Raw genomic sequence first — 24,488 nt, 5'->3', positions numbered from 1 at the left:
GGAGGTCTCGGTGGTCTGCTTCAGAGGGAGAGGAAGGCGGGCGTGTGGCGGGTGAGGATCCACAGCCCCATCAACACCACCCCCACCAGCACGGTGAAGGCATAGGCCTGCACCCGGCCGGTGGTGCTGAGGCTGAGGCGGCGCGCCCCCTCCAGGGCCAGGTCGCCGCTGCGGTTGCTGAAGCCGTCCACCAGGATGCGGTCGACCCAGCTGCTGGTGGCCGCCAGCGCCACCACCAGACCCACCACGGTGCGGCGGTAGAGGCCTTCAGTGTGCAGGTCGGCGGCCAGCCATTCCTGCAGCCCGGCCAATGGTCCGGACAGCTTGGGCAGGTGCTCGGTGGAGAAGAGATAGAGCACCGACCCGGCCGTGATTCCCAGCAGCGTGGAGGCGAGCAGCGGCAGCGCCATCGGACCCCACTCCGCGCCAATGCCGGCGCGGTTGATCAGGATCGGCAGGTGCAGCACCAGGCCGGTGGCCACCATCGCCGGCAGCACCATCAGCCACAGCACTTCGGCGGAGCGCTTGGTGAACACCGAGGGCTTGCCGCCCCAGATCAGCCCGAAGATCCGCACCAGTGCGGCGCTGATCAGGCCATTGGTGAGCAGCACCACGGCGGTGAGCAGCAGCGGGGCCTGGCTGTCCGAGAGGCTGGCGGTCATGGCGCGCAGGGCGCCGAAACCGGCCAGCGGCGGCAGCCCCACCAGGCCGGCGCCACCCACCAGGAAGGCGATGCCCATCAAGGGGCGGCGCGACCAGAGGCCACCCAGCTGGGTGAGGTCCTGGCTGACGTTGCTCGACACCACCGTGCCCAGGGCCAGCAGCACCAGGGCCATCGGCAGCGGATACACCAGCAGCATGCGCCAGGCGGTGTCTCCGGCACCGGCGCCCACGGCCAGGAACAGCAGCCCCAGCCAGCTGCTGACCAGAAAGGAAACGGCCCGCTTGATATCGATCTGGGCCAGGGCGATCAGGGCGCCCACCAGGGCGGTGGTGCCGCCCACGACCACCAGCACGGCCTGCACGGTGGGGCTCACCGAGAGCAGCGGCTCAAGGCGCAGCAGCACCCAGGCCCCGCCCAGCACCACCACGGAGTTGCGCAGCACCGTGGAGGGGAAGGGGCCTTCCATGGCCTCGTCGAGCCAGAGGTGCAGCGGGATCTGGGCGCATTTGCCCATCGGGCCGGCGATCAGGGCCAGCAGGATCAAGGTGAGGCCGGGGCTGGGGGTGGCCTGTTCGGCCCAGGCATTCAGGGCGTTGATGTTCCAGCTGCCGGCCACCGGCAGCAGCGCCACCAGGCCGGCCAGCAGCACCAGATCGCCTACCCGCTTGGTGAGGAAGGCATCGCGCGCCCCCTTCACCACCAGCGACTGGTTGAACCAGGTGCCCACCACCAGATAGGTGCCAAGTGTGAGCAGCTCCAGCACCACATAGGCGAAGAAGAGCGAATCGGTGAGCACAAGTGCGCACAATCCGGCCTCAAACACACTCAGGCAGCCGAAGAAACGGGGCCAACCCCAGTCCATCTCCAGATAACCGATCGCATACACCTGAGCCAGAACATGGATGCCGCAGATCATGGTCATGGCGATCAGCACCGGCGTGTTGATCGTGGCGTCGAAGCGAATCGAGAGGCCAGCGGTATCCAGCCAGGGCCAGCTGCGGGTGAGCGGGGTGCCGCTGAAAGCGATCCAGGCCGCGAGGCTGTGCAGGAACGCCACCAGGTTGAACAGGAGGTTGATGTAGCCGGCGGGGCGTGGGCCGGTGCGGGAGATGAGCCCGGGCACCCACAGCAGGGAGAAGAACGCTCCCAGCAAGGGATAAAGCGGAATCAGGAAGGCCGTCTCAAGGACGGACGTTGCAAAGGAGGCCGTCTCGGGCGGGGGGACGGTCATCTGATCGCGTGGCTTCCGGGATGATCGCGAACAATAGGGATAGGCCGATGGCGTTTGGGGGATGGATGAAGAGGTATTGCCAATGGCTGCCCCAAGCAAGCGTGATCAGTGGGCCGGCTGATCCTTGGAGGCCTGGATGGAAGGCTCCGTGGATCCGAGCATCGGTAGATCCATGCACAGAATCCGTATTTGTACTTAGCGGGTTAACAGAAGGTGAAGGCAGCGAAGGCCGCGAGCCGCAGCACCGCCGCCCCAGCTGCACCACCAGGGTGGGAACTCCGAAACGCAGCCAGTAGCCGAAGGGGAGCAGCGCGTCCTGCTGCCTGGCGATGCCGGCTCCCACCAGGTTGGCGAGGCGCCGATCAAGGGGACGTTGCCCCCTCCGCCCCGGCCAGGCCCGCCCGCGGGTCAGAGCGGCAAGGGGCCTCCTAGAGGGTGAGGCGAAAAGGGCGCGGCTGCGGGCTCAGGCCTCAGCTTCCTCGGCTGATCGTTGCTGATGATGGCGCTGGCCAGAGAGCAGGCTCGGCTTCGCCTCGACGCCTGGATCAGCCGACGACGCTGCGCAGGCCGACGGCCGCCTGCAGGGCCTCGTGGCGGCTGATCTCGGTGTGGGCGGCATCCAGCAGCTTGAACATCCGGAGCCGCTCGAGCCGTTGACGGGTGGTGCCATGCGCTCCCACCACATAGACGTTGCGCCCCTTCTCCACCGCCTCTTCCACGGCGTTTTCGAGGGCCAGTGCCGCGGTCACGCCCAGATGGGACACGGAGCCCAGATCGAAGACGATGCTCTGGCAGTCGGTGATCGCGTTGTGCTCGCGGGCGATCGCCTTGGCCACGCCGAAGATCATGGCGCCGTTGAGCTGGAAAAGCAGCACCTTGCCTTCGCCCTGATCCAGCAGCACCTTCTCCTCCGGGGTGAGATCAAGCTCGCCGTCGCCGGTGCTGATCGCCTTCACACCCCTGGATTGCAGGGCGTTCATGCGCTCGATGGTGAGGAAGTTGGCCACGAACACGCCGATGCCCACCGCCACCATCAGATCCACCAGCACGGTGAGCAGGATCACCCCGTACATGATTGCGGCGCCCTTCACCGAGAGCAGGTGGGCGCGCTTGAGGAAGCCCCAGTCGATGATGTCGATGCCCACCTTGAGGGCGATGCCGGCCAGCACCGCCATCGGGATCGAGGCGGCCAGGCCCGAGGCCCCCAGGATCACCACCATCAGCACGATCGCGCGGGTGAGGCCCGAGAGCGCACTGCGGCCGCCCGCCTGAATGTTCACCACCGTGCCCATGGTGGCGCCGGCACCGGCGATGCCACCGAACAGGCCGGACATCACGTTGCCCAGGCCCTGACCGAAGAGTTCCTTGTTGGAGTCGTGCTCGGTGCGGGTGAGGCTGTCGGCCACCATCGAGGTGAGCAGGGCGTCGATGCAACCGAGCATGCCCAGCACGGCCCCGTAGAACACCATCCGCTGGAGTTCACCGGGATAGAAACTGGGCAGCTGCAGCGGCGGCAGGCCGGAGGGGATCGCGCCGATGCGGCGGATGTCGGCATCACCGAAAGCCACCAGCGAGATCAGCGTGCCCGCCACCAGCGCCAGCAGCTGGGGCGGCACCAGCTTCTTGAAGCGGGCCGGCGTGAACCAGATGATCGCCACGGTGAGAGCGGCCAGGAACGTTTCCACCGGCTGGATCTGACCCAGCAGCAGGGGGACGGACTCCAGGGTGCCGAGCACGCCGCCGGCGGGAATCGCCTGACCAAGGAAGGGGCCCACCTGAAGAATGATCAGGATGATGCCGATCCCGGACATGAATCCCGAGATCACGGTGTAAGGCATCATCGTGATGTAGCGGCCCAGCTTCAGCACCCCGAACAGGATCTGGAACAGGCCCGCCAGGATCACCACGGTGAAGGCCATCGCCAACCCGTCATCGGGATGGGCCGCCGTGAAGGTGGCGATCACCGTGGTCATCACCACTGTCATCGGGCCGGTGGGCTCGGAAATCAGGGTGGGGGTGCCACCGAACAGGGCGGCGAAGAAGCCCACCAGCACGGCACCCCACAGGCCTGAGGCGGCCCCTGCGCCCGAGGCCACCCCGAAGGCGAGCGCCATCGGCAGGGCGATCACCGCAGCGGTGACGCCGCCGAACACGTCACCGCGGACGTTCTGAAGGCTGATCCGGTTGGTGATGCCCACGCGGGTTCGCCTTGCCTCTGAACCGTCACCGTACGAAGGGTGTCCGGATTCGGCAGGGGCCGCAGGTCATAATTGCGCCCTCAACCGGTGTCCTCAGTGCTCAGCGTCGTCGAAATCATCGTGGGCATCCTGCTGCTGTTCGGCGGTGGCGAGCTGTTCGTGCAGGGGTCGGTGGCGCTCGCCCTGCTGCTCGGCATTCCTCAGCTGGTGATCGGCCTCACGGTGGTGGCCATGGGCACCAGCGCTCCGGAACTGTTCGTGAGCGTGCTCTCCACCCTCCAGGGCGCCGACGACATTGCCGTCAGCAACATCGTCGGCAGCAACATCTTCAACGTGCTGGTGGTGCTTGGTTGCAGCGCCTTGATCCTGCCGCTGCGGGTGCACAGCCGTCTGATCCGGCGCGATGTGCCGATCCTGCTGGCGGTGTCGATGGCGGTGTGGGGCATGGCCTCGCCTGGGCGCATGACCTGGCAGGCGGGTTTCGCCCTGCTCACCGCCCTGGTGATCAACACCATCTGGGAGATCCGCTCCGCCAAGGAGGACGGCGATGCAGACAGCGACATCGATGCCGATGAGGCCAAGGGTGGCTACCTTCCCGCCTTCATCAAGCTCGCCGCCGGCCTGGGGCTGCTGGTCTGGGGCTCTCAGATCCTGGTCAAAGGGGCCACGGCCATTGCCCTGAGCCTGGGGGTGAGCGAAACCCTGATCGGCCTCACGATCGTGGCGGCCGGCACCTCCATGCCGGAGCTTGTCACCTCGATCGTGGCGGCTTTCCGCGGCAAGGCCGATCTGGCCATCGGCAACGTGATCGGCAGCAACCTGCTGAACCAGCTGGTGATCCTCGGGCTCTGTGCCTTCATCTCCGGAAGCCGCGGCCTGAGCGTGGATCCGGTGATCGTTCACCGCGACCTGCCGATCATGGTGGCCACCACCGTGGCCTGCCTGCCGATCTTCTTCAGCGGCGGGGTGATCACCCGCCTGGAGGGCGGCATCCTGATTGGCCTGTACGGCCTCTATCTGGTCGAGCAGATCCTCCCCTACACCTTCCCCGGCCTCGACGGCCCGATCGAGCGCTTCACCCTGATGGCCTTGATTCCTGCCCTGATCGTGCTGCTGGGCTGGCAATCCATGAGCCACTGGCGCCAGACACGTCGCCTGCCCGGCTGAGGCCGGGCGGAGCTGCCGCAGAGCTCAGCCAGTACTCGCCAGAACTGAGGGTGCACCCACGAGTGATCAGGCGGGATAGCAGCCCTTAAGCGGCTGTCCTGGTGGGTCCGGCAGGTTGGCGGATCAACCAGAGTTGGTCGCCCTGCACCCACAGCAACAGCAGACCTGCGGGGGAGTGCACCGACACAGCGTGCGGCTGGCTGAGGCCCATGGCCTGGGCAGCCGCCAGGGGCAGGCGGCGCAGTTCCACCCCCTGAGGCAGGTCGGTCAGGCTCTCGGGCCTGTTGCTGGCCATCGCGCCGGTGTCCCAGAGCAGCCGGTAGGGGCGATCGGCGTTGGCACCAAGCCGTAGGTGACGCCTGGCCAGGGCGGCGCTGGCAGCCTTCTGGCCCTCGTCCATGGCCGGGCGTTCCGCTCCCGCCGGCGGGGCGGCTGCGTCTGCGGCCGCGGCGTTTGAACCAACAGCAGTTGGCGCGGCGGCCGCCCCGGCCTTGCTCTGCAGCTGGGCGACAAGTTCCAGGGCGGAGGCGGCGCTGGCCGGAAGGCCGGCGGAGGCAGCCGGCGGGACCCCCCAGGCCAGGCCGCCGCGGCCAGCGCTGCCTGCAGCGATGCGGGAAGCCGGCAGCACCGGAGTGGCGGAACGGCGCGGGGTGGTTGGGCCGGCCTCGAGCGGCGGCGGCGGCGGCAGTGGCAGGCTGTTGCCGAAGGGCAGATCGATCGTGCTCAAGCTGGCTGCCAGCGCCACGGGCTGACGGGCACCACTGCTGAAGCGCAGCAGCTCCGGGGTGTTGTCGGTCACCGGCAGGCGCGGGGCCGGTGGGCGGGGACGCACCGTCAGGTTGCTGCTGGAGAGCCAGAGGGCATGGGCTCCCACGGCGATACCCACCGGCAGCAGCCAGCGGGAGGTGCCGATCGCCGCCAGCCAGCGCCGGTTGGCGCCCGCCCGCGCCCAGGCGGGCAGCTGGAGGCTGTGGCCTGCGGCAGGGGGCCGGCCGTCAGGAGGCAGGGGCTTGGGACGGGGAGGGAAGTTGAACGTCAAAGGGAAGCGCACTGGCATCGAGCAGGGGAAGAAATCGCTGCACCAATCCCCAGGAGGTGGTGGGGGAGGGAATCAGCCGCACGCGGGCCTGCGCGTTGATGCGGCGGGCCTCCTGCAGCAGGGCGGGCAACTGGCCCGGGTTGACCGTGCGGTTCCAGAGGCGCAGCCGCCCATCGGCCTCCAGGTGCAGCACCACCAGGCCGCGGTGGGCGGGCGCCTGGGCGAGCTGCTGAGGCAGAAGAAGCAGCGCCATGCTGAACAGGCCGAGGGCCGCCCCAAGCAGCGCCAGCCAGAGGCCCTGCTCACCGGCCGTGATCGGGCCGGCCGTGCCGATCCGCCGCACCGCCAGGGCTGGTGAAAGCCCCGAGAAGGGGTTGGCGCGCTCTGCTGGTCTCACAGTGGGCCCGGCAGACGGTCGATCCACACCGGCTGGCGGCTGTGGCGACGCAGCCAGGCCAGGTCGCTGCTCACCTGCCTGCTGGAGCGGGCATCGGAGGGCAGAAAACGCACACCCTCTGGGTTGGTGGCGCTACGCAGCTGAGCCACCAGCGCCACTTCACTGATCGCGGCGCCATCGAGGTACCAGCTGCCGCTGGCAGCGCGCACCAGAAACCAGTGGGGCTGAAGGCCCTGAGAGGCGGTGGCGCGATGGCGCGGCTCCGGCTGCCGCAGCACAACGGGCAGGGCAGCCACGGCGGTGAGGGCGATCAGGTTGAGACCGGTGAGTGCCAGGAGGCGGAAGGTCATGGGGCCTCGGCCGCAGCGCGCAGGCAGGCCAGCTCCAGACGACTGCGTTGCCATTGCCGCAAGCCCTGATTGGTGCGCAGCAGCACCGCAGCGATCAGGGCGACCACCAGGCCCAGCCAGGTGCTGACCAACACCTCGCCGTAACCCTGCACGCTGGCGCCGCTGGGCAGGGTGAGGTCGGGGCCGAGCTCGGCGAGCACACGCATCAGACCGCTGACGGTGCCGATCAGGCCCAGCAGGGGGCCGATCAAGGTGGCGGCTTCAAGCACGGGCTCACCCTGGGCCATGGCCAGCTCCAGCTGGGCCAGCTCAAGGCCTTCCCGTTGCTGGCGGCTGGCGCCTGCGGGCGTGGCCGAAAGGGTGTCGAGCAGGAGGCGCTCCTGGCGGGTGGAACTGAGACCCCAGCGCTGCCAGTAGCGCAGCCGCTCCACGCCGATCGCCAGCACCACGATCGAGAGCAGCAGCAGGGGAACCATCACCGGACCACCGGCACGCAGCGCCGCGAAACCCATGCCGCCGCCCAGTTTCCCTTCCTTTGCAATGGCGAAACTAAGGGGCCGCGGGGCCGGGGCTGTGTCGTGCCAGAACTTGACAAACGTGTGGAAACCATTCACCGCTTTGGCGTGGGTTCCGCCTCATCCGGGAGACCTCCAGGCCGCGCTGGCCTTGCAGCTCGGAGGCTTGGGCGCGGGCTGCGCGGCAGCTCTAAGCGAGGACGCACAGCCTTCGAGCCAGGTGGCCCTGTTGCTGCCAGGCTGCTCTTAGCCAACTGATGTTCCGATGACCACGATCTTCGCCGACAGCAGCTTCAGCATCGGGCGCACGCCAATGGTGCGGCTCAACCGGGTGGTGGGTGACTGCAAGGCCACCGTGCTGGCCAAGATCGAGGGCCGCAACCCCGCCTATTCGGTGAAGTGCCGCATCGGCGCCGCCATGATCTGGCAAGCGGAGAAAGATGGCCTGCTGGGAGCCGGCAAGGAGCTGATCGAGCCCACCAGCGGCAACACCGGCATCGCCCTGGCCTTCGTGGCGGCGTCCCGCGGCATTCCGCTCACGCTCACGATGCCGGAAACGATGAGCCTTGAGCGGCGCAAGCTGCTGGCGGCCTACGGCGCCAAGCTCGAACTCACCGAGGGCCGGCTCGGCATGACCGGGGCCGTGGGACGGGCCCGCGAGATCGCCGCCTCCAACCCCGACCGCTACGTGCTGCTGCAGCAGTTCGCCAACCCGGCCAACCCCCAGATCCACCACGACACCACCGGGCCGGAGATCTGGGCCGACACCGATGGCGCCATCGATGTGCTGGTGGCCGGTGTGGGAACGGGCGGCACGATCACCGGCGTGAGCCGCTACATCAAGAACACCCTGGGCAAGCCGCTGGTGTCGGTGGCGGTGGAGCCAGTGAACAGCCCGGTGATCAGCCAGACCAAAGCAGGCCAGCCGATCCAGCCCGGCCCCCACAAGATCCAGGGCATCGGCGCCGGCTTCGTGCCGGACAACCTGGACGTGGAACTGGTGGACCGGGTGGAGACAGTGAGTGATCAGGAGGCGGTGGCGATGGCCCGGCGGCTGATGCGCGAGGAGGGAATCCTGGCCGGCATCTCCTGCGGTGCCGCCACGGTGGCTGCCCTGCGCCTTGCTGCAGAAGAGGCCTACGCCGGCAAAACGATCGTGGTGGTGCTGCCCGATTCCGGCGAGCGCTACCTCAGCTCCGTGTTGTTCGAAGGCGTGTTCGACGAGGCCGGGCTGGCGATCGCGGGCCGCTGAGCGGCAGCTGGGCCGGCGATGCGGGAGGCTTCCCGCCACCAGGCCCAGCCCTCACGGTTGATCAGCAGGCCGATCAGCACCAGCACCACCATCAGCGCCACCTGATCGGGGCGTGAATCGGGCACGAGGATATCGGCGATCAGGTGCGGCAGGTTTGAGATGGTGTACACCACGCTGATCCAGAAGTGCAGCCGCCGCCATGGCCGCCAGCGGGCGGGATGGCCCGGATCACTGGCGGCATAGGCGATGGTGACCAGGCAGGCGAGTGGTACCAGGAAGTAGCCGAGCATGGCGCCGAACAGCAGCGGCAGCATCGCCACCGGCACCTGGCTCTCGATTTCCGGCGACTGACCATGGAACAGGGGCATCAGCCCCAGGTCGACATGAAACAGCATGGCCAACAGCCAAGCCAGCCATAACCAGCGCAGGCGCATGGCCTGGTCCACGGCGGGGGGCCGATCAGCCGGAAATGAAAGTGGGGGCAAGGGATGCGCTGGGATCAGCAGTCTGCGATCAGGGGTGCTTGACTCGGCCATCGTCATCACTCGCGTCGCCGTTGTCAGCATCGCCATTCCTGGCCCATGCGGCCGCATGGGCGCCTTGGTTCGCAATCAGACCTGGCGCAGCGGTAACCAACGGCATGGCATGGAGGTCTGAGCCATGAGCGCCTTTCTCACCGTTGCCTCAGAGCCGGCTGGTTTGATCACGCTGCTGATTTTCGCCGGCGCGATCCTGCTGTTCATCACCGGCTGGCTGGCGCCGGAGGTGACCGGTCTGCTGGCGGCCGCTCTGTTGGTGACCTTCAAGGTGCTCAAACCCGATGAGGCCGTTCAGGGATTCGGCAGCCCTGCCCTGATCACCTTGATGGGCCTGTTTGCCGTGTCAGCGGGGTTGTTCCGCAGCGGTGGCCTCGATCGCCTGCGGGCCTTGATCGGCTCCGATGCGGTGCGCAGCCCGAAGCGCATGATCGCGCTCATGGTGGGCGTGGTGGCCCCTCTCTCGGCGTTCGTGCCCAACACACCGATCGTTGCCACGCTCCTGCCGGTGCTGGAGGGCTGGTGCCACCGTCGCGGCATCTCCCCCTCAAAAGTGCTGCTGCCCCTGTCCTTTGCCACGGTGCTGGGGGGCACCATCTCCCTGCTCGGCACCTCAACCAACCTTCTGGCCAGCGATGTCAGCCGCCAGCTGGGCTATGGCTCACTGGAGCTGTTCAGTTTCACGGCGATCGGGATTCCGGTCTGGCTGATCGGCTCGGCCTACGTGCTGTTCTTCTCCGAACGAATGCTCCCCGATCGGGGTCTTGATGGCGACGACCTACTCGGCACCATGGCGCGCGAGGGCTACTTCACCGACGTGCTGATTCCGATGGAGTCGGAACTGATTGGGCAGTCCCTGCACAACAGCCGGCTGCAGCGCCGTTTCGATGTTGACGTGCTGGAGCTGCACCGGGGCAGTGAAAGCTTCACTGCCCCGCTGGCGGATCAGGTGCTGCAGGCCGGCGACCGGCTGATGCTGCGCTGCAACCGCGACAACCTGCTGCGCCTGCAGCAGGAGCACACCGTGACCCTGGCGCCGATCACCGACCTCGACGACGGCGTTCAGGAACCGGCCGAATCCTCCAGCAGCTCCCCCCAGCGCGTGGTGGAGGTGCTGTTGCCAACGGGTTCCACGATCGTGGGCTCCAGCGTGCGGGATCTGCGCTTCCGCCAGCGCTACAACGCCACCCTGCTGGCGGTGCGACGCGGTAACCAGGTGCTGCGCGAGCTGCTGGGGCGCGTGCAATTACAGGCTGGCGACGTCCTGCTGCTGCAAGCCCCGCTCGATGCGATCCGCGGCATGCAGGCCAATAACGACCTGGTGCTGCTCGACGAACTGGAGAAAGACCTGCCCACCACCAGCCGAAAGTGGGTGGCGGTGGTGATTTCGGCACTGGTGATCCTGTTGCCGATGTTCAAGCTGCTGCCGCTGATGGCGGCGGTACTACTGGCGGTGGTGGCGATGGTGGCCACCGGCTGCCTGCGTCCCGGAGAGCTGCAACGCTCGATCCGCTGGGATGTGATCCTGCTGCTGGGCTCGCTCACCAGCTTCAGCGTGGCGATGCAATCCACCGGGCTGGCCGAGGCGCTCGCCACCGATTTGTTGCGCTCGATGCAGGGTTGGTCGCCCTATCTGGTGCTGCTGTCGGTGACGGTGCTCGCGCAGATTTTCACGGAGGCCCTCAGCAACGGAGCCACCGTGGTTCTGCTCATCCCGATCGCCACCGAGGTAGCCAAAGGACTGGATCTGCCGCCGATGGCCTTCATCTTCGCCGTGATGTTCGCCGCCAGTCAGAGTTTCCTCACGCCGATCGGCTATCAGACCAACCTGATGGTGTTCGGCCCCGGCCGCTACCGCTTTCTCGACATGACCCTCTACGGCCTGCCACTCACCCTCACCCTGGCCGTGACGATGCCCTGGCTGATCTGCCGCCACTTCGGCATCTGAAGCCCACACTGGAGGGAAGCGCCAAGCCCTCCAGTGCTCAGCAAGCTGAACGAACGTCTGCAGCGCTGGGGGTTCAGCTGGAGCGGCTGGGGTGACAACCGCCGTGGTGAATGGTGGCTGGCGGCCCAGCTGCTGCTGATCGCCGCCCATCTGCTGCCGGCCACGCCAGCGCCAAGCCGCCTTGGCATCGACTGGCCGCTGCCCTTGCAGCTGGTGGGCCTGGCCCTGTTGGTCGTGGGGCTGGGGCTGGCCCTGCAGGCGTTCCTGAAGCTGGGCGACAGCCTCACGCCGCTGCCCGAACCGATGCCCGGTAGCGCCCTGGTGACGGCCGGGCCCTACGGCCGCTGCCGCCATCCGCTGTACCAGGCAGTGTTGCTCTGCTCGCTGGGGATGGTGATCGCCCTGGGCAGCCTGCTGCACCTGTTGCTGCTGCTGGGCCTGGCCGCCGTGCTGGGGGGCAAGGCCCGGCGTGAGGAACGCGCCCTGTGCGCCACCCATCCCGACTATCCCGCCTACCGGGAGCGCACGCCGGCGATCGTGCCCTCACTCCCCTGGCTCGACTGGCGCTGATGCGGTGTGCAGGCCAAGGCTCAGGCGTGCACCAGGTTTCCGGGCATCTCCGCCTCCGCCTGCAGGTGGGCGATGCCGCAAAGACGCTGTCAACCCTATCTGATTAAAGCTGTTATGCCCTTTTCCGCATAAGTGTCAACATGCGACAGGATGTGCATGACGATCGGATTCTTCAGTTCTTGGTCCTGTTCTCACGCACTCAAAAGGTGCGTCACCCACGCCAAAACGGCAAACATGACGGCATGATGGTTGGCGTTGCTAGGTATTTTGCGTAATGAGTGCTGCGGCCGATGGGCTAGTTCCAACCCCCCAGCTTCTGGAAGAACTCAGCCAGTTCTTTCGCCTCCTGAGTGAGCCGGCGCGGCTGCAATTGCTCTGTCTGTTGAAGACGGGCCCCCAGGATGTGGCCGCCCTGATTGCCTCTACCGGCTTCAGCCAATCCCACATCAGCCGCCAGCTGAGCCAGTTGCAGCGGGCGGGGCTGGTGCGCTGTGAGCGGGAGGGCACCCGCTTGATCTACACCGCCGACGAGCCGCTGGTGGACGATCTCTGCATGTTGGTGATGGGCCGCCTGCGGGAACGGCTTGAGCAGCAGCTTGAGCACCTGCAGGCCGCCTGATTCGTCGCCTCAGACCAACCGCGACCCGCTGGCCTTCAGTCGCTGGCGGGGATCAAACACCGCAGCGATCGTGCGGATCAACCAGCGTCCTTCCGTGCTGACGCGGAAGCCATTGGACTCCAGCTGCAGCAGGCCGTCGGCCTCCAGGGCCTGCAGGTCAGCCCATTCTGCCGCGAACCGCTGGGGGCCGTTGAGCGGTTCTGCTCCAGCCTGGGCGTTTATAGCTTGGCCGGTCTGATCTGCGCCGCCAAGGTGGGCAAAATCGACGCGAAAATCGCACATCAAGCGCTGAATGATGCGACGCCTGAGCAGTTCGTCAGGATCCTCCACCACCAGCCCCCTCTCCACCGGCAACACGCCGGCGTCCAGCGCCTTCAGATAGGCCCGGAGATCCCGCTGGTTCTGGCTGAACAGGGTGGGGTACTGGCTGATCGCCGTGACGCCGATCGCCAGCAGGTCGAGCTCTCCACCGGTGGTGTAGCCCTGGAAATTGCGATGCAGGCGGCCAGCCCGGGCCGCCACGGCCAGGCTGTCCTCCGCCAGGGCGAAATGGTCCATGCCGATGGCGTCATAGCCGTGGCTGGTAAAGGCGTCATAGGCGCCCTGCAGCATCTGCACCCGCTCGCGCTGGCTGGGCAGATCATCAGCAGCGATCTTGCGTTGCAGCGGCAGTTGCTCGGGCAGGTAGGCGAAGCTGAACAACGACACCCGATCGGGCCGCAGCTCCTCCACGAGGGCGATCGTGGCGGCGAAACGGTCAGGCGTCTGCAGCGGCAGGCCGCAGATCAGATCCACGTTCACGCTCTCGAAGCCCGCCTCCCGCATCCAGCCCATCGCCCGCCGCAGCTGATCGGGCGGCACGATCCGGTTCACCGCCGCCTGCACTTCTGGATCGGCGTCCTGAATGCCGAAGCTGATGCGGTTGAACCCGAGGCGGCGCAGGCCCAGCACCTCGTCACGGCTGAGGAATTCCGGATTCACCTCGATCGAGGCTTCCAGGCCGGGCTCCAGATCGAAGTGGTGGGCGATCAGCGCCCAAAGCTCCGCCTGCTCGCTCACGCTCAGGTAATTGGGAGTGCCGCCACCCCAGTGCAGCTGGCTGAGGCGCCGGCGCTGGCCCGAGGCCTGCTGGATCAGCGCCAGCTCACGGCCCAGGGCCTGCAGGTAGGGGCCCACCACCTTCGAGCCGGCCTGGGTGGTGATCCGGTTGCAACCGCAGTACCAGCAGGCATGGCGGCAGAAGGGGATGTGCACGTAGAGCGACAGGGGCTCGCTGCTCGGCCGGGCCAGCTGCGCCGCCAGCTCACCAGGGCCCACACCGGTGTGGAAGCTGGCGGCCGTGGGGTAGCTGGTGTAGCGGGGCACGGGCTTGTCGTGCTTCAGCAGCAGCTGCAGCGGTTCGAGGCGGGCAGGAGCAGTGGTGGGCATGGGACGGGGGGGCGCGCAGGAGAGAGTGAGGAAAGAGGGGAAGAGGCAGCAGCCAGGGGCAGATGGCGCGGCGGGAGGGCCTGAGGCACGACATCCAACCGCCAGCTGTCGGGCTCAGGCGGCGCCCAGATCGCCCAGTTCGGCCAGCAGGCGCTGGGTGTCCTGGAAGGCCACCACCGCTTCATCAAGCAGCTCACCTTCTTCCGCCTCGCTCAGGTCGAGTTGCTCAAAGGCGTCGTGCAGGGCGGCCTTGAGCACCGGCAGCGGCTGATCGAAGGCCCAGAAGCGCACGGCCGGCAGGCCATGGGCCGCCAGGATGGCGTTGGCCTGCTGGGCCAGCTGTTGGCCGCCGGAGAGATCGCCGCCGTAGCGCACGTAGACGTGGGCCAGAAAGCGGTGCGGAGCCTGCTGGGCCAGGGCCTGCAGATGCTCGAGCCAGAGGGCGGCAGCGGCGGAGCGCGGCGTGGCGGGCGCTGCCGCCAGGGCTGCCGCATCGGCGGCGAGGGCAGCACTGCGGGCCAGCGCCGCCCAGGGGAAGTCGATCGCACCAAGGGCCGCGGTCAGCTCAGGGCCCTGCTGCTCGATCAGGGCGTAGCCGGGGCCCAGTGCACGGATCAGAGCTGCCAGCTGCAGCGGGCTGGCCTGGCCGTCGAGCAGGGCGCGTGAGAACTCCATACCTTCGGCCTGGTGGTGGGCGGCGCCGATGCGGCCATGCAGACGGCGCACCCGCGGTCCGAAACCCTTGCGGGCCGCCAGGTCGGCGGGGCTGGCGTGATCGGAGAGGTCGCTCGGGGAGGTAGCGGTTGGGGAGGCGGGCGCGGGGCTGGAGGCCGCGGCGGGGTGCGTGGTGGTCATGGCGAAGGCAACCGGGGCGGGGCCTGACAGAGGCCGAACCAGCTAACGGTATCGCGCTACCGTTATGTCGTTGTTTCGTCGTTGCAGATTCGTTGCAACGTTCAGCACCCATGGCTGCCATCCCCTCCACTCCCCAGGTCTGCGGCGCAAGGCCGCTGCAGCTGCTGCTGGCTCCCAGCGGCCAGCTCAGCCACGACGGCCAGCTGCGGGAGCTGATCGCCGAGCGGCGCGACCGGCAGGGCGCCAACGTGGAGCTGTGGTATCTGCGCCCGGTGGTGCTGGCGGCCCTGCTGCCGGAGCATGGCGCGGGTCAGGAAGCAGTGGTGGCGGCTGATCCGGCGGTGATCACCTGGTTGCAGCTGCGCTTCGGCGGCAGCGTGAGCACTGCCGTCCTCGACCCCCAGCAGCTGCACAACCGGGCCGGCGGGCTGCCGCCGCGGGCGCCGCTGGCGGCGGTGACGCTCTGAGGTCTCCGTTCAGGACCTCCACACCGAGGTGTCCAACGCGACAGCCAGAGCCACCGGGCCGCTTCAGGGTCTGGTGGTGCCGCTGGCCCGCGCGCCCGGATTCCGCCGACCGCCAGCCCCACGCCGTCTTCGCCTCACTCCTCCCTGGTGACCAGGGCTTCCGTCATGACCCTCAGCCCGCTCCGGGGCCCCCGCCAAGGGGTTCTGATCGATCGGCTCCGCCACTGGCTCGATGGCATCGGCCCGCGTTCCCTGCCGCTGGCCCGCCTGCTGGTGCGGCTGATTCCTGCCCGCTGCCCGTTCGAGCGCACCGTGGTGATCGCGGGCCACACCGTGCTGCACATCCCGCCGCTCTGCCAGATCAACCCCCTGTTCGATGAGCTGATGGCGCTGCGCTTCCGTGCCCTCTGCCGCCTGGAGGCCCACCAGCAAGGCCAGCAGGAACGGCGTCAGGACCGCCAGCCTCAGGCCCGGCGGCAACACTCCTGACCCTGGCGAGGGCAACCGCGCTCAGCCTCAGGCCACTGGATTCAGCTTCAGGCCCCTGCACTCAGCCGCAGGCCACCGCCGCCAGGCGTGCGGCCAGGCGCGTGGCCTGGCGTGGGGCGAAACCGACCGCCTCCAGCGCCGTGCCCAGGCAGCCCATGAATTCCCCCACCAGCGCGCTGGGATCGATGCCGATCGCTTCGAGGTCGCCGTGCACCTCCCGCAACATCGCCATCGCCACGGGCACCGCCCGCTCACACCAGCGGCTGATCGGCGCCGCCACAGCCGGGAAGCGGGCCGCCAGCTGGCGCTCGCCGTAGTCGAGGTGTTCGGCCTCATCGGCCAGCACCGCCGCCGTGATCGGTGCGGCGTAGGCATCGGCCACCGGCAGATAGCAGCGGTAGGCGGCCACGGCGAAGCTTTCCACGATCAGGCACTGGATCACCAGAGCCCCCACCGTGTCCGTGGTGCTGAACGCCTCGTTGAACAGGGCGCGCAGCGGCGCGAACAGGCGGCGCGCCAGGGGGAGATCGGGGCGAATCGCCAGCTGGCGGCCGCAGCCCACGAAATCCACGGCGTGACGGCCTTCCATCGCCGCCAGGCGCCGCAGCTCGTCGCCGTCTTCCGGCAGCAGCTGGGCCAACTGGCGGAAATGGTGATCGGCCAGGCCCTCACCCACGATCACAAGACCGTTGATCCGCCCATAGGCATCGCGATACGCAGGGGTGAGCGCGGGAGCAGGCATGGTGACCTCAGGTGATGGGAACGGGAAGGGGGTGATGGCCCACAGGCTGCGCCTCGGGGGCACCAACAGCCGCCGGCTGTGGGGAACGGCCACCGACCGGCTCCGGCGCAACAACAGCCAGCGGCTCCGGGGGGCTACCAGCCACCGGCTTTGACGGAACAACAGCCGCCAGCTCCACCGGCAGCGGTTCGTTCATGGCGGCGCGGGCCGCCAGCCAGCGGTCTGAGGCGGGCATGGTCAGGCAGTCGTCGAACCAGGGGCCGCCCAGTGTGTAGTGCAGGATCTTTGGGGACGCCGGCAGGGGCTGCACCCCCACCAGCACGTTCCATTCGGGCGGCAGGGCGCCGATCTGCTCGTCGGCCAGCCAGTGGAACTGGTGCAGCTCCAGGCCCGAGGCGCTGTTCACCAGCTCCGGCGTGAGCGCCGTGCAACGCGCGCAGTTGAAGAGCATCACCGACGACCAGTTCTTGCGGCCGTAGGGCGTCTGGGGCATCCCCTGGAACTTCAACCCCTGCTCACACACGTGCTGGTGCTTCACCACCTGCACCGCATAGCGTTCATCGCGCAGGGCCCAGAGCTCGGCGAGGTCCGCCAGGCAGAGCATGTCGGCATCGATGAACAGGGCCCAGCCCTGGTAACCGGCCAGCCAGGGCACCAGGAAGCGGCTGAAGGAGAAATCCGTGCTCTGGCGCGGATCGCGCTCCCGCTGGTACACCCCTGCCAGCTGATCGAGCCGCACCTGAGCGATCAGCAGCGGCAGGCTGGAGCGGGCCTGAAAGGAATCGGCGAGCACGTTCACCGCCACCCGTTCCCGCGGGTCGTAGCCGATGAACACGCGCGGGATCTCGAAGCCGGCGGGTGTGTGGGTCATGCCCCCTCCGCCGGCACCATCGGCTGACAGAACTGACGCAGCAGCAACCCAGCGAAGCGCAGCTTCAGGCCCAGCCTGCGCAGCAGTGCGCCCGGCTCCGTCTTGAGCGCCTGCATCTGCTGGAAGCAGGTGACCAGGCGGTCGCGCAGCTCCAGGTAACGGCTCTGCTCGAGGTCGAACACCCAGGGGAAGGCGCGGCGGGCGGTGCGGTTGGTCTGGCGCATCACCTCGGCATCGAAGCGGCGGGGATCCATGCCCAGCAGGCGGTAGAAATCGCCCCGCTCACACACGGTGAGGCTGTGGGTGAGAAACACCGACCAGAGGAAGAAACGGCTGAGCAACTTGCCGCGCAGCCCCTGCTTCAGACCGGGCCAGCAGCGGATCAGCAGGTTGAAGATGTCGCCGTGGCGGTTCTCGTCCTGGCACCAGGGTTCGAAGAAATCGAACAGCGGCGCAAAGGCGTTGTCTGGGTTGGCCTTGAGATGGCGGTCAATCAGGATGTAACGCCAATAGCCGATCTTTTCGGACAGAAACACGGAATAGAGCACCCAGCTGAGCGGGAACCAGGTGATCGGCCGCTTGGTGCTCAGCTTGGGCAGATCGAGCTCGATCCCTTCCGCCACCAGCGCCCGGTTGAGGAAGCCGGCATGGCGGGCTTCATCGCGGGCCATCAGCTGGAACAGGCGGCCCAGCTCCTGGCGTTCGGCCTGGAACAGGCGGCGGGAGAGCTCCTTGAACAGCAGGAAACCGGAGAACTCCGACACGCACGACCGCACCAGATAGCTCTCGTAAGCGGTCTTGGCTTCCGGGCTGAGAGCGCGCAGACGGTCGAGCGGGGCCTTGCGGTCGAAGTGGTCGCGGTTGTGATCGGCCTCCATCTCGGCGAGCATCGCCTCGAAGGCAGGCCGCTGCTGCTCCAGGTCGGTGCGGGCGGCCTTGTCGATCTCCGTGGTGTAGAAGCGGGGCGTCAGCAGGTCTTCGCGCAGGTGGGGGGCGGCCGGGGTGGCAGCGGCGGCGGGCTGGCGGATGGTGGCGGTCATCGGGAGGCGCTCGAGAGGGGGACAGGGGCGGCGGCGGCGCGGGCATAGGCGACGGCATCGGCGCCATGGCGATGCAGGTGGAACCACTCCTGCAGATCGAGCAGCCAGCCGAGCCGCTCGGCGCTGCCGGCGGGGGTGCAGGCTGCGAGCTCGGCGGCCTGGCGGTGGCTGTAGCGATGGCCGGGGCAGAGGCAGCCCACTTCGGCGAGCCAGCGCTCCTCCAGCCGCAGATGCAGACCCAGGGCCCGCACCAGCTGACGGCAGCCGGCGGTGGAGGCCTCGCCGTCGATCAGCTGATCCAGCAGCGCCTCGATGCGGCTGTGCTGCCGTTCCAGCAACCGGCTGCGCTCCGACCAGAGCCGCGGCCAGGGCCGGCTGCGGCCGCGCCGCTGCCAGCGAACACGCTGCCGGGCGGCCGGCAGTGCTTCGGGGGCTGGCGGCAGGGGAGGCGCAGCAGCGGAGGGGGCGGGGAGCGTCAACACCAGCGGCATTGTTCAACGCTATAACGACATCGTGATACTAGAGGATGACGGTCAGGCCGCAACCGTCCGGTTACAGGAGCTGGGGAGTCGCTGCACAGCAGAGAGCGCCAGGAATGGTCAAGGCCGAGGCCGCCTGCTCTGGCCTGCGCAGGGCGTTCCGACAGTTCACGGCAGCGACGGCTACCGTCTGCCCACACAATCCCGGCAGACCGCCGGAAGACCCCGCCTCCATGGCTCCCTTTCGTCTGCTTGAACTGCTCATCCTGGGGGCGGTGCTGGCAGGTTTTGCGGGCTTGCTGCTGCGCCGCAACCTGTTTCTCAAGATCCTGTCGATGGACGTGATGGGCTCAGCAGTGGTGGCCCTGTTCGTGCTGGTGGGGGCCCGCTCCGGCCTGCGCAGCCCGATCCTGCCGGCCAGCGGCGCTGCAGCCATTGATCCGGGAACGCCCTGGGCCGACCCCATCCCCCAGGCAGTGATTCTCACCGCGATCGTGATCGGCCTTTCGATTCAGGCGTTGCTGCTGGTGGTGATCACCCGCCTCTCGCGCATTGATCCCAGCCTGGATCTGGCCAGCTTCGACACCGGTGGCCAGCGGTGATGCTCACCTTCATCCAGGGGCTGACGCTCACCTTGATGCCGCTGCTTTCCGCCAAGGCGATGGTGATCGCCTGGTTGCTGCTGCCGTTCCTGGCCGCCTTCCTGGCGGCCGTGCTGCCACCGCTGGCCCGTTGGCTGGCCCTGCTCTGCAGCCTGGCCACCACCGCGATGGCCGTGGCAATTCAGCTCGGCGGCCTGCCCGGCAGCGTCGAACTGCTCGGCGCCTACGGGGTGGCCCTGAACACCGATGCCTTCGCCGTGCCGTTCCTGCTGCTCAACGCCCTGGTGTGCAGCGCGGTGGTGATCGACAGCTGGCGGCGCCCCCTGCCGGGCCCCTTCCTGCTGCTGCTGATGGTGCTGCACGGCGGCCTGTGCACCGCCTTTGTGGTGATCGACCTGATCAGCCTCTACGTGACGCTGGAAGTGGTGGGGATCAGCGCCTTCCTGCTGATCCTGATCAGCCGCTCCGATCGCTCGCTGTGGGTCGCCCTGCGCTACCTGCTGATCGGCAACACCGTGATGACGCTGTTTCTGATCGGAGCCGCCCTGGTGTACCTGGAGCGCGGCAGCTTCCGCTTCGAGGCTGTGGCGAGCACCACCAGCATCGCCGCCCTGGCCCTGATCCTGGTGGGCCTGCTGATGAAATCCGGCCTGTTCCTCTCCGGCCTGTGGCTGCCCGTCACCCATGCCGAGGCGCCGGCGGAGGTGTCGGCCTTGCTCTCAGGTGTGGTGGTCACCGCCGGCATCGCTCCGCTGCTGCGCTTCAGCTCCGGGGTGCCGGCCCTGGGCCCGGTGATCACGGGCATCGGCCTGGCCAGCGCCGTGCTGGGCCTGGTGTTCGCCCTCGCCGACGCTGATGCCAAGCGCCTGCTGGCCTGGAGCACCCTCTCGCAGATGGGGCTGGTGGCGCTCTCGCCGGTGGCCGGCGGCTTCTATGCCCTGAGCCACGGCACCGCCAAGGCGGCGCTGTTCCTGGTGGCGCGCCGCTTCCCCAACCGCGCCCTGCAGGGCTGGCGTGAGCGGCCCCTGCCTGCCGGGGTGTGGTGGCCGCTGTGCATCGGCTCGCTCTCGATCGTGGGCCTGCCGCCGCTGGCCGGCTTCACCGCCAAGGCGGGCCTCTCCGCTGGGCTTTCCCTGCCGCTGGAGGTGACCGTGACGCTGCTGAGCATGGGCACGGCCGCGGCCTATGCCCGCTTCTGGGGCGCGCCGCTGATCCGCAGGCCGGCGTGCAGCAGTGTGGCCGGCGCAGGCAGTGCTGCCGGCGCAGACAGCCCTGAACCCGCCTGGTCGCTGGGTGTGATCCTGCTGGTGCTGGCGCTGGTGGTGATCGGCGCTGTCGCCCTGCCTTGGACGGAAAAGCCCGCCAGTGCCGCGGCCAAGACCGGCCTGGTGCTGCTCGGCGGCTGGGGCTTGCACCATCTGCTGGAAGGGGAGGGCCTGCGGTTGCGGCAGCGGCTGCGGCTGCCTGAACTGGAGGGTCTCTCCGACCTGCTCGGCGGTATCGGCGTGGTGGGGGCGGGCCTGCTCGTGATCCTGAACCGATGAGACGTCTCCTGCCCCTGCTGCTGAGCACCGCCTTCCGGCTGGCGCTCTGGTGCCTGCTCACCAGTGACCTCAGCCGGCTCAACCTGTTGATCGGGCTCGTGGTGGCCCTGCTGCTGCCCCGCGCCCGCTCGCGACCGCTGCCGTTGCGGCTGCTGCTGAAGGCCACCGTGCGCGGCCTGCTGGCGATTCCCCAGGCCTACGCCGAGGCGTTCCGGCTGATGGTGGCGCCCGGGGTGGTGGAGCGCGAAACCAGCGAACCGGCCACCGATCGGGCCCTGCCGCTGCTGGTGTTCCTCGATGTGTTCCGCATCACGCTCACCCCATTCACGATCGTGCTCGGCCTTGAAGACGGCGGCCAGAGCTACCGCATCCACTCCCTTCTTCCTGCCGCCAGAGCGGAGGCCTCCGACCGATGACTGTGTTGCTGTGGGGCATGGTGCTGGCCCTGCTGATCCCGATCGCCGTGGCCTGCCGTCCCTCCGATGTGTGGGACCGGCTGGCGGCCTTCTCCAGCGTCTCGTCGAAGGTGGCGCTGATCATCCTGGTGGTGTCGGTGCTGCGCGACGACCGCATGCTGGGGCTGGTGGGGGCGATCGTGCTCAGCGCCGGCAACGCCGGCCTGCTGCTGCTGGCCAACCTGCTGCGGGAGGTGGAGCGATGAGGCCCGACTCCTTCGCGGATCACGCCAGCCTGCTGCTGCTGGGCGCGGGCCTGGTGCTCTGGTTCTGGGGCACCTGGCCGCTGCTGGGCACGCACAGCTACCTGCGCAAACTGCACGCCCTTTCGGTGGCCGACACGCTCGGATCGTCGCTGATGCTGCTGGGCCTGCTGCTGCGTATCCCCGCGCAATGGCCGCTGCTCACCCTGGCGCTGGTGGGCCTGATCGTGTGGAACACGATTTTCGGCTACGTGCTGGCCGCCTGCTCGCTGCCGTCCCATCCCAGCCGCCCCACGGAGGAGGAGACCACCCCATGACCGCGCTGTTCGATCTGGCGGGGCAGCTCGATCTGATCCTGCCGATCACCGCCCTGCTGCCGCTCACCGCCGTGCTGCTGGTGAGCCAGTCCAACCCCTACCAGACACTGGTGCTGCGGGGCATTCTCGGTTCGGTGGCCACCTTGCTCTATGCCCTGCTGGGGGCGCCGGACGTGGCGATCACCGAGGCGCTGGTGGGCACCCTGCTCTCCACCACCCTCTATGCCGTGGCGCTGCGTTCCTCGATGGCGCTGCGGCTCTCGTTTCCCGATCGCGCGCCGCCGTCGCCCCAGTGCCAGCAGCTGTTGCGGGCCTGGCTGGAGCCCGCCGGCCTGCGGCTGCGGCTGGTGCCGCCGACGGAGGCGGCCCTCGCTGCCGCCGATGGCTGTCACGGCCGCCTCGAAGCCGACCAGCGGCTGGTGCTGGCGAACCCGCGGCTGCTGAAGCGCCTGCAGGCCCTGGAGGGCTATCGCGCCTGGCGCGAGAGCGGCGGCGCGCTCGACCTGGCGGAAACCCCATGACCTGGCTCTACCTGGTGGCCGCCACGGCCCTCTGCCTCTCCCCCCTGGCTTCGGCCCTGCCGCCGGCCGCCGATCTGGTGCCGCTGATCAACACTCTCGTCGAACAGACGAACGTGCCGAATCTGGTGTCGGGGGTGATCCTCTACACCCGCCTCTACGACACGGTCACCGAGGTGGTGGTGTTCACGCTGGCGTCGATCGGCGTGCGCTTTCTCTTTGCCGGCGAAACGGCCAAACCAAGCGTGCGCGCCCTTGCTGATGCTCCTTCAGTGGTGCTCTGCCAGCTGGGCGGCACGATCGCCGCCCTGATCGGTGTGGAGCTGGCCCTGCGCGGCCACCTCTCGCCCGGAGGCGGCTTTGCGGCGGGGGTGGCCGGCGGCACGGCGATCGGGCTGGCCCTGATCAGCGGCTCGGCGGAACTGTCCGATCGTCTCTACCGGCGCTACCGCGCCGACCTGTGGGAGAAGGGGGCGGTGATCGCCTTCGTGCTGCTGGCCGCCCTCACCCTCGGTGGCCTGCCGCCACCGCCCGGGGACTTCGGCAGCCTGGCGGGTGGCAGCTGGATCCCGCTGCTCAATGTGCTGGTGGCGATCAAGGTGACACTGGGATCCTGGGCGATGGTGCAGCTGTTCGTGCGCCACCGAGGGCTGCTCTAGACGCTGCTGCTCAGCCGCAGCGTGGAGCCGCGGTCGCCGGCGATCACCTCGATGCCGCCGCGGATGCGCTCGCGCAGGGCGCTCACGTGGCTGATCAGGCCGATCATGCGGCCGCCCTCGCGCAAGCGGTCGAGCTCGTCCATCGCCAGCTGGAGGTTGTCGGGATCGAGGCTGCCGAAACCTTCATCGATGAACAGGGCCTCCAGAGGCACGCCGCCGGCGTGGGCCTGCACCGTGTCGGCCACGCCCAGGGCCAGGGCCAGGGAGGCCTGGAAGGTTTCGCCGCCCGAGAGGCTGCTCACCTCCCGCTCCTCGCCGGTGTAGGCATCCAGCACGCGCAGGCCCAGCCCGGCGTTGCGGCCGCCGTGGCCGCCCTCATCGGTGAGCCGGAGCTGGTAGCGGCCAGAGGTCATCAAGGTGAGCCGCTGGTTGGCGTAGCCGCAGATGTCGGCGAGGTAGGCGGAGAGCACCCAGCGCTGCAGGGAGATGTAGGGGGCCGCCTTGCCCTGGCAACGGTTGGCCACGGCACTGAGCCGCTCGGCCCGCTCCTGCTTCGCCGCCAGGGCGGTGGTGCCGGTGCGGTGTTCGGCGGTGAGGCGGGTGATCTCCCGCTGGGCGGCCCGGGCTTCGCTGTGGCGCTCCACGGCCCGGGTGCGTGCCCCATCCAGGCGGGCCACGGCCTCGCCGGCGGCGGCGGTGTCGGGCCGGGCTTCCGGCAGATCGGCCAGATCGGGGGCGGCCAGGAGGTTGCGCTGCTCGATCACCGCCGCCTCGTAGGCCGCGATCCGCTCGACCAGCTTCAGGCGCCAGCTCTCCTCCTGCAGGGCCGCCGCGGCATCCTCCGCCGTGGCGAAGGGTGAGGCGGCCAGCTCCTGAGCCAGCCGCCGGGCCGCCTGCTCCAGCTCGCTGGTGGCACGGGTGTGGGCGCCCGCACCGGCCACCAGGGCCTGGAGGGCGGCCTCCAGGGGCCCGAAGGCCCGCAGCACCACGCCCGGCTCCAGGCCCTCCCCCAGCTCTCGCGCCACCTGCTCCGCCAGGGTCTGCTGCCGCTGGCTGGCCTCGGCGGCGGCCTGGTTCTCCAGGGCGATCGCGGTGGCGGCCGCCTCAATGGCCTTGGCCAGCTGCTGGCGTTGCTGCTCCCGATCGGTGGTCTGCTGCTCCAGCGCCGGCAGGCCTTCGGCCAGGGACTGGGCCGCCTGGTGGGCCGCAGCGGCCGTGCCGGCGGCCTGGCGGGCGGCGAGCGGATCGACGCCGTCGCCCGCCTTCTCCAGCACGACGCCGAGGGCGGCCTGGGCGTTGGCCAGGGCCACCGCGGCCGCCTGTGCCGCCTGGG

28 protein-coding genes are annotated in these 24,488 nt (G+C 68.8%); 14 read left to right on the top strand and 14 right to left on the bottom strand.

Translation table 11 applies throughout. From position 1 onward, the window contains the following. Positions 1-20: 20 nt before the first annotated feature. Positions 21-1,895, bottom strand: coding sequence for an NAD(P)H-quinone oxidoreductase subunit F (locus tag KBY86_RS08120; RefSeq protein ID WP_255140789.1), 1,875 nt, complete (start codon positions 1,893-1,895; stop codon positions 21-23). 545 nt (positions 1,896-2,440) lie between these two features. After that, positions 2,441-4,093, bottom strand: coding sequence for a SulP family inorganic anion transporter (locus tag KBY86_RS08115; protein ID WP_255140788.1), 1,653 nt, complete (start codon positions 4,091-4,093; stop codon positions 2,441-2,443). An 87-nt stretch (positions 4,094-4,180) separates the two neighbouring features. Here KBY86_RS08115 and KBY86_RS08110 point away from each other — a divergent pair, with 87 nt between their 5' ends. Further along, on the top strand, positions 4,181-5,260 hold the full coding sequence (locus KBY86_RS08110) for a calcium/sodium antiporter (RefSeq protein WP_255099423.1): 1,080 nt from the start codon (positions 4,181-4,183) through the stop codon (positions 5,258-5,260). 85 nt (positions 5,261-5,345) lie between these two features. Here the strand turns inward: KBY86_RS08110 and KBY86_RS08105 are convergent, their stop codons facing one another. From KBY86_RS08105 to KBY86_RS08090, 4 genes are read right to left on the bottom strand one after another with little or no spacing between them, the layout of a single operon-like run. Then, complete coding sequence (locus tag KBY86_RS08105) at positions 5,346-6,299, bottom strand: hypothetical protein (protein WP_255140787.1); 954 nt, start codon at positions 6,297-6,299, stop codon at positions 5,346-5,348. Then, the gene (locus KBY86_RS08100) at positions 6,256-6,696 is read right to left on the bottom strand and encodes a hypothetical protein (RefSeq protein WP_255099425.1); all 441 of its coding nucleotides are present in this window, start codon (positions 6,694-6,696) and stop codon (positions 6,256-6,258) included. The genes KBY86_RS08105 and KBY86_RS08100 overlap by 44 nt, the downstream gene beginning before the upstream one ends. Next, positions 6,693-7,046: a hypothetical protein gene (locus tag KBY86_RS08095; protein ID WP_255140786.1), complete on the bottom strand. Its 354-nt coding sequence runs from the start codon at positions 7,044-7,046 to the stop codon at positions 6,693-6,695. The genes KBY86_RS08100 and KBY86_RS08095 overlap by 4 nt, the downstream gene beginning before the upstream one ends. Next, a complete protein-coding gene (locus KBY86_RS08090; RefSeq protein ID WP_255099427.1) occupies positions 7,043-7,558 on the bottom strand; it encodes a MotA/TolQ/ExbB proton channel family protein in 516 nt (171 codons plus the stop codon). Before KBY86_RS08090 ends, KBY86_RS08095 begins: the two co-directional genes overlap by 4 nt. Before the next feature lie 268 nt (positions 7,559-7,826). Here KBY86_RS08090 and cysK point away from each other — a divergent pair, with 268 nt between their 5' ends. Continuing rightward, positions 7,827-8,813 (top strand): cysteine synthase A, encoded by a 987-nt coding sequence (gene cysK, locus KBY86_RS08085; RefSeq protein WP_094510740.1) that lies wholly within the window; start codon positions 7,827-7,829, stop codon positions 8,811-8,813. Here cysK and KBY86_RS08080 read toward each other — a convergent pair. Then, positions 8,747-9,298 carry a hypothetical protein gene (locus KBY86_RS08080; RefSeq protein WP_255140785.1) on the bottom strand — a complete coding sequence of 184 codons (552 nt, stop codon included), beginning with the start codon at positions 9,296-9,298 and terminating at the stop codon, positions 8,747-8,749. The genes cysK and KBY86_RS08080 overlap by 67 nt on opposite strands. Positions 9,299-9,473: 175 nt before the next feature. Here KBY86_RS08080 and KBY86_RS08075 point away from each other — a divergent pair, with 175 nt between their 5' ends. The 3 genes from KBY86_RS08075 (at position 9,474) to KBY86_RS08065 (ending at position 12,486) form a co-directional block, all read left to right on the top strand. Next, entirely contained in the window at positions 9,474-11,297 is a 1,824-nt protein-coding gene (locus KBY86_RS08075; protein WP_255099429.1) for an SLC13 family permease, read from the top strand. Between the two features lie 33 nt (positions 11,298-11,330). Further along, positions 11,331-11,867 (top strand): methyltransferase, encoded by a 537-nt coding sequence (locus tag KBY86_RS08070; protein ID WP_255140784.1) that lies wholly within the window; start codon positions 11,331-11,333, stop codon positions 11,865-11,867. 274 nt (positions 11,868-12,141) lie between these two features. Continuing rightward, a complete protein-coding gene (locus KBY86_RS08065; RefSeq protein WP_094510743.1) occupies positions 12,142-12,486 on the top strand; it encodes a helix-turn-helix transcriptional regulator in 345 nt (114 codons plus the stop codon). A gap of 9 nt (positions 12,487-12,495) precedes the next feature. Here KBY86_RS08065 and hemN read toward each other — a convergent pair whose 3' ends face one another. After that, the gene (gene hemN / locus KBY86_RS08060; RefSeq protein ID WP_255140783.1) at positions 12,496-13,914 is read right to left on the bottom strand and encodes an oxygen-independent coproporphyrinogen III oxidase; all 1,419 of its coding nucleotides are present in this window, start codon (positions 13,912-13,914) and stop codon (positions 12,496-12,498) included. Positions 13,915-14,028: 114 nt separating this feature from the next. Further along, positions 14,029-14,769 carry a biliverdin-producing heme oxygenase gene (locus KBY86_RS08055; protein ID WP_255140782.1) on the bottom strand — a complete coding sequence of 247 codons (741 nt, stop codon included), beginning with the start codon at positions 14,767-14,769 and terminating at the stop codon, positions 14,029-14,031. A gap of 110 nt (positions 14,770-14,879) precedes the next feature. Between KBY86_RS08055 and KBY86_RS08050 the strand changes: the two genes are divergently transcribed. After that, positions 14,880-15,236, top strand: a complete 357-nt coding sequence (locus KBY86_RS08050) for a hypothetical protein (protein WP_255140781.1) — start codon at positions 14,880-14,882, stop codon at positions 15,234-15,236. A gap of 165 nt (positions 15,237-15,401) precedes the next feature. Then, positions 15,402-15,725 (top strand): Mo-dependent nitrogenase C-terminal domain-containing protein, encoded by a 324-nt coding sequence (locus KBY86_RS08045; RefSeq protein ID WP_094510747.1) that lies wholly within the window; start codon positions 15,402-15,404, stop codon positions 15,723-15,725. Between the two features lie 61 nt (positions 15,726-15,786). Here the strand turns inward: KBY86_RS08045 and KBY86_RS08040 are convergent, their stop codons facing one another. From KBY86_RS08040 to KBY86_RS08025, 4 genes are read right to left on the bottom strand one after another with little or no spacing between them, the layout of a single operon-like run. Then, entirely contained in the window at positions 15,787-16,467 is a 681-nt protein-coding gene (locus KBY86_RS08040) for a long-chain fatty aldehyde decarbonylase (protein ID WP_255140780.1), read from the bottom strand. Positions 16,468-16,474: 7 nt separating this feature from the next. Beyond that, a complete protein-coding gene (locus KBY86_RS08035) occupies positions 16,475-17,338 on the bottom strand; it encodes a glycosyltransferase (RefSeq protein ID WP_315855846.1) in 864 nt (287 codons plus the stop codon). Beyond that, positions 17,335-18,378: a magnesium-protoporphyrin IX monomethyl ester (oxidative) cyclase gene (acsF, locus tag KBY86_RS08030; protein ID WP_094510750.1), complete on the bottom strand. Its 1,044-nt coding sequence runs from the start codon at positions 18,376-18,378 to the stop codon at positions 17,335-17,337. The genes KBY86_RS08035 and acsF overlap by 4 nt, the downstream gene beginning before the upstream one ends. Beyond that, the gene (locus KBY86_RS08025) at positions 18,375-18,857 is read right to left on the bottom strand and encodes a hypothetical protein (RefSeq protein ID WP_255140779.1); all 483 of its coding nucleotides are present in this window, start codon (positions 18,855-18,857) and stop codon (positions 18,375-18,377) included. Before KBY86_RS08025 ends, acsF begins: the two co-directional genes overlap by 4 nt. A gap of 233 nt (positions 18,858-19,090) precedes the next feature. On the opposite strand from KBY86_RS08025, the gene KBY86_RS08020 reads away from it, so the two are divergent. From KBY86_RS08020 to KBY86_RS07990, 7 genes are read left to right on the top strand one after another with little or no spacing between them, the layout of a single operon-like run. Beyond that, positions 19,091-19,459, top strand: a complete 369-nt coding sequence (locus KBY86_RS08020; protein WP_255099438.1) for a cation:proton antiporter subunit C — start codon at positions 19,091-19,093, stop codon at positions 19,457-19,459. After that, on the top strand, positions 19,459-21,003 hold the full coding sequence (locus KBY86_RS08015; protein WP_255140778.1) for a proton-conducting transporter membrane subunit: 1,545 nt from the start codon (positions 19,459-19,461) through the stop codon (positions 21,001-21,003). Before KBY86_RS08020 ends, KBY86_RS08015 begins: the two co-directional genes overlap by 1 nt. Next, entirely contained in the window at positions 21,000-21,419 is a 420-nt protein-coding gene (locus KBY86_RS08010; RefSeq protein ID WP_255140777.1) for a Na+/H+ antiporter subunit E, read from the top strand. Before KBY86_RS08015 ends, KBY86_RS08010 begins: the two co-directional genes overlap by 4 nt. Continuing rightward, positions 21,416-21,664, top strand: a complete 249-nt coding sequence (locus KBY86_RS08005) for a hypothetical protein (protein ID WP_255099441.1) — start codon at positions 21,416-21,418, stop codon at positions 21,662-21,664. Before KBY86_RS08010 ends, KBY86_RS08005 begins: the two co-directional genes overlap by 4 nt. Next, complete coding sequence (locus KBY86_RS08000) at positions 21,661-21,978, top strand: monovalent cation/H(+) antiporter subunit G (protein ID WP_255099442.1); 318 nt, start codon at positions 21,661-21,663, stop codon at positions 21,976-21,978. The genes KBY86_RS08005 and KBY86_RS08000 overlap by 4 nt, the downstream gene beginning before the upstream one ends. Continuing rightward, positions 21,975-22,499 (top strand): hydrogenase subunit MbhD domain-containing protein, encoded by a 525-nt coding sequence (locus KBY86_RS07995; protein ID WP_255140776.1) that lies wholly within the window; start codon positions 21,975-21,977, stop codon positions 22,497-22,499. Before KBY86_RS08000 ends, KBY86_RS07995 begins: the two co-directional genes overlap by 4 nt. Next, the gene (locus KBY86_RS07990) at positions 22,496-23,155 is read left to right on the top strand and encodes a Na(+)/H(+) antiporter subunit B (protein WP_255140775.1); all 660 of its coding nucleotides are present in this window, start codon (positions 22,496-22,498) and stop codon (positions 23,153-23,155) included. Before KBY86_RS07995 ends, KBY86_RS07990 begins: the two co-directional genes overlap by 4 nt. Here the strand turns inward: KBY86_RS07990 and KBY86_RS07985 are convergent. Next, positions 23,152-24,488 (bottom strand): SbcC/MukB-like Walker B domain-containing protein (locus KBY86_RS07985; RefSeq protein WP_315855845.1); only part of this gene is annotated, 1,337 nt, incomplete at its 5' end. The two genes, KBY86_RS07990 and KBY86_RS07985, sit on opposite strands and share 4 nt — an antisense overlap.

The sequence above is a fragment of the Synechococcus sp. Lug-A genome (assembly GCF_024345655.1).
Classification (GTDB): domain Bacteria; phylum Cyanobacteriota; class Cyanobacteriia; order PCC-6307; family Cyanobiaceae; genus MW101C3.
The sequence above is the reverse complement of the archived record's forward strand: the minus strand, read 5'-3'. Positions and strand labels throughout refer to the sequence as shown.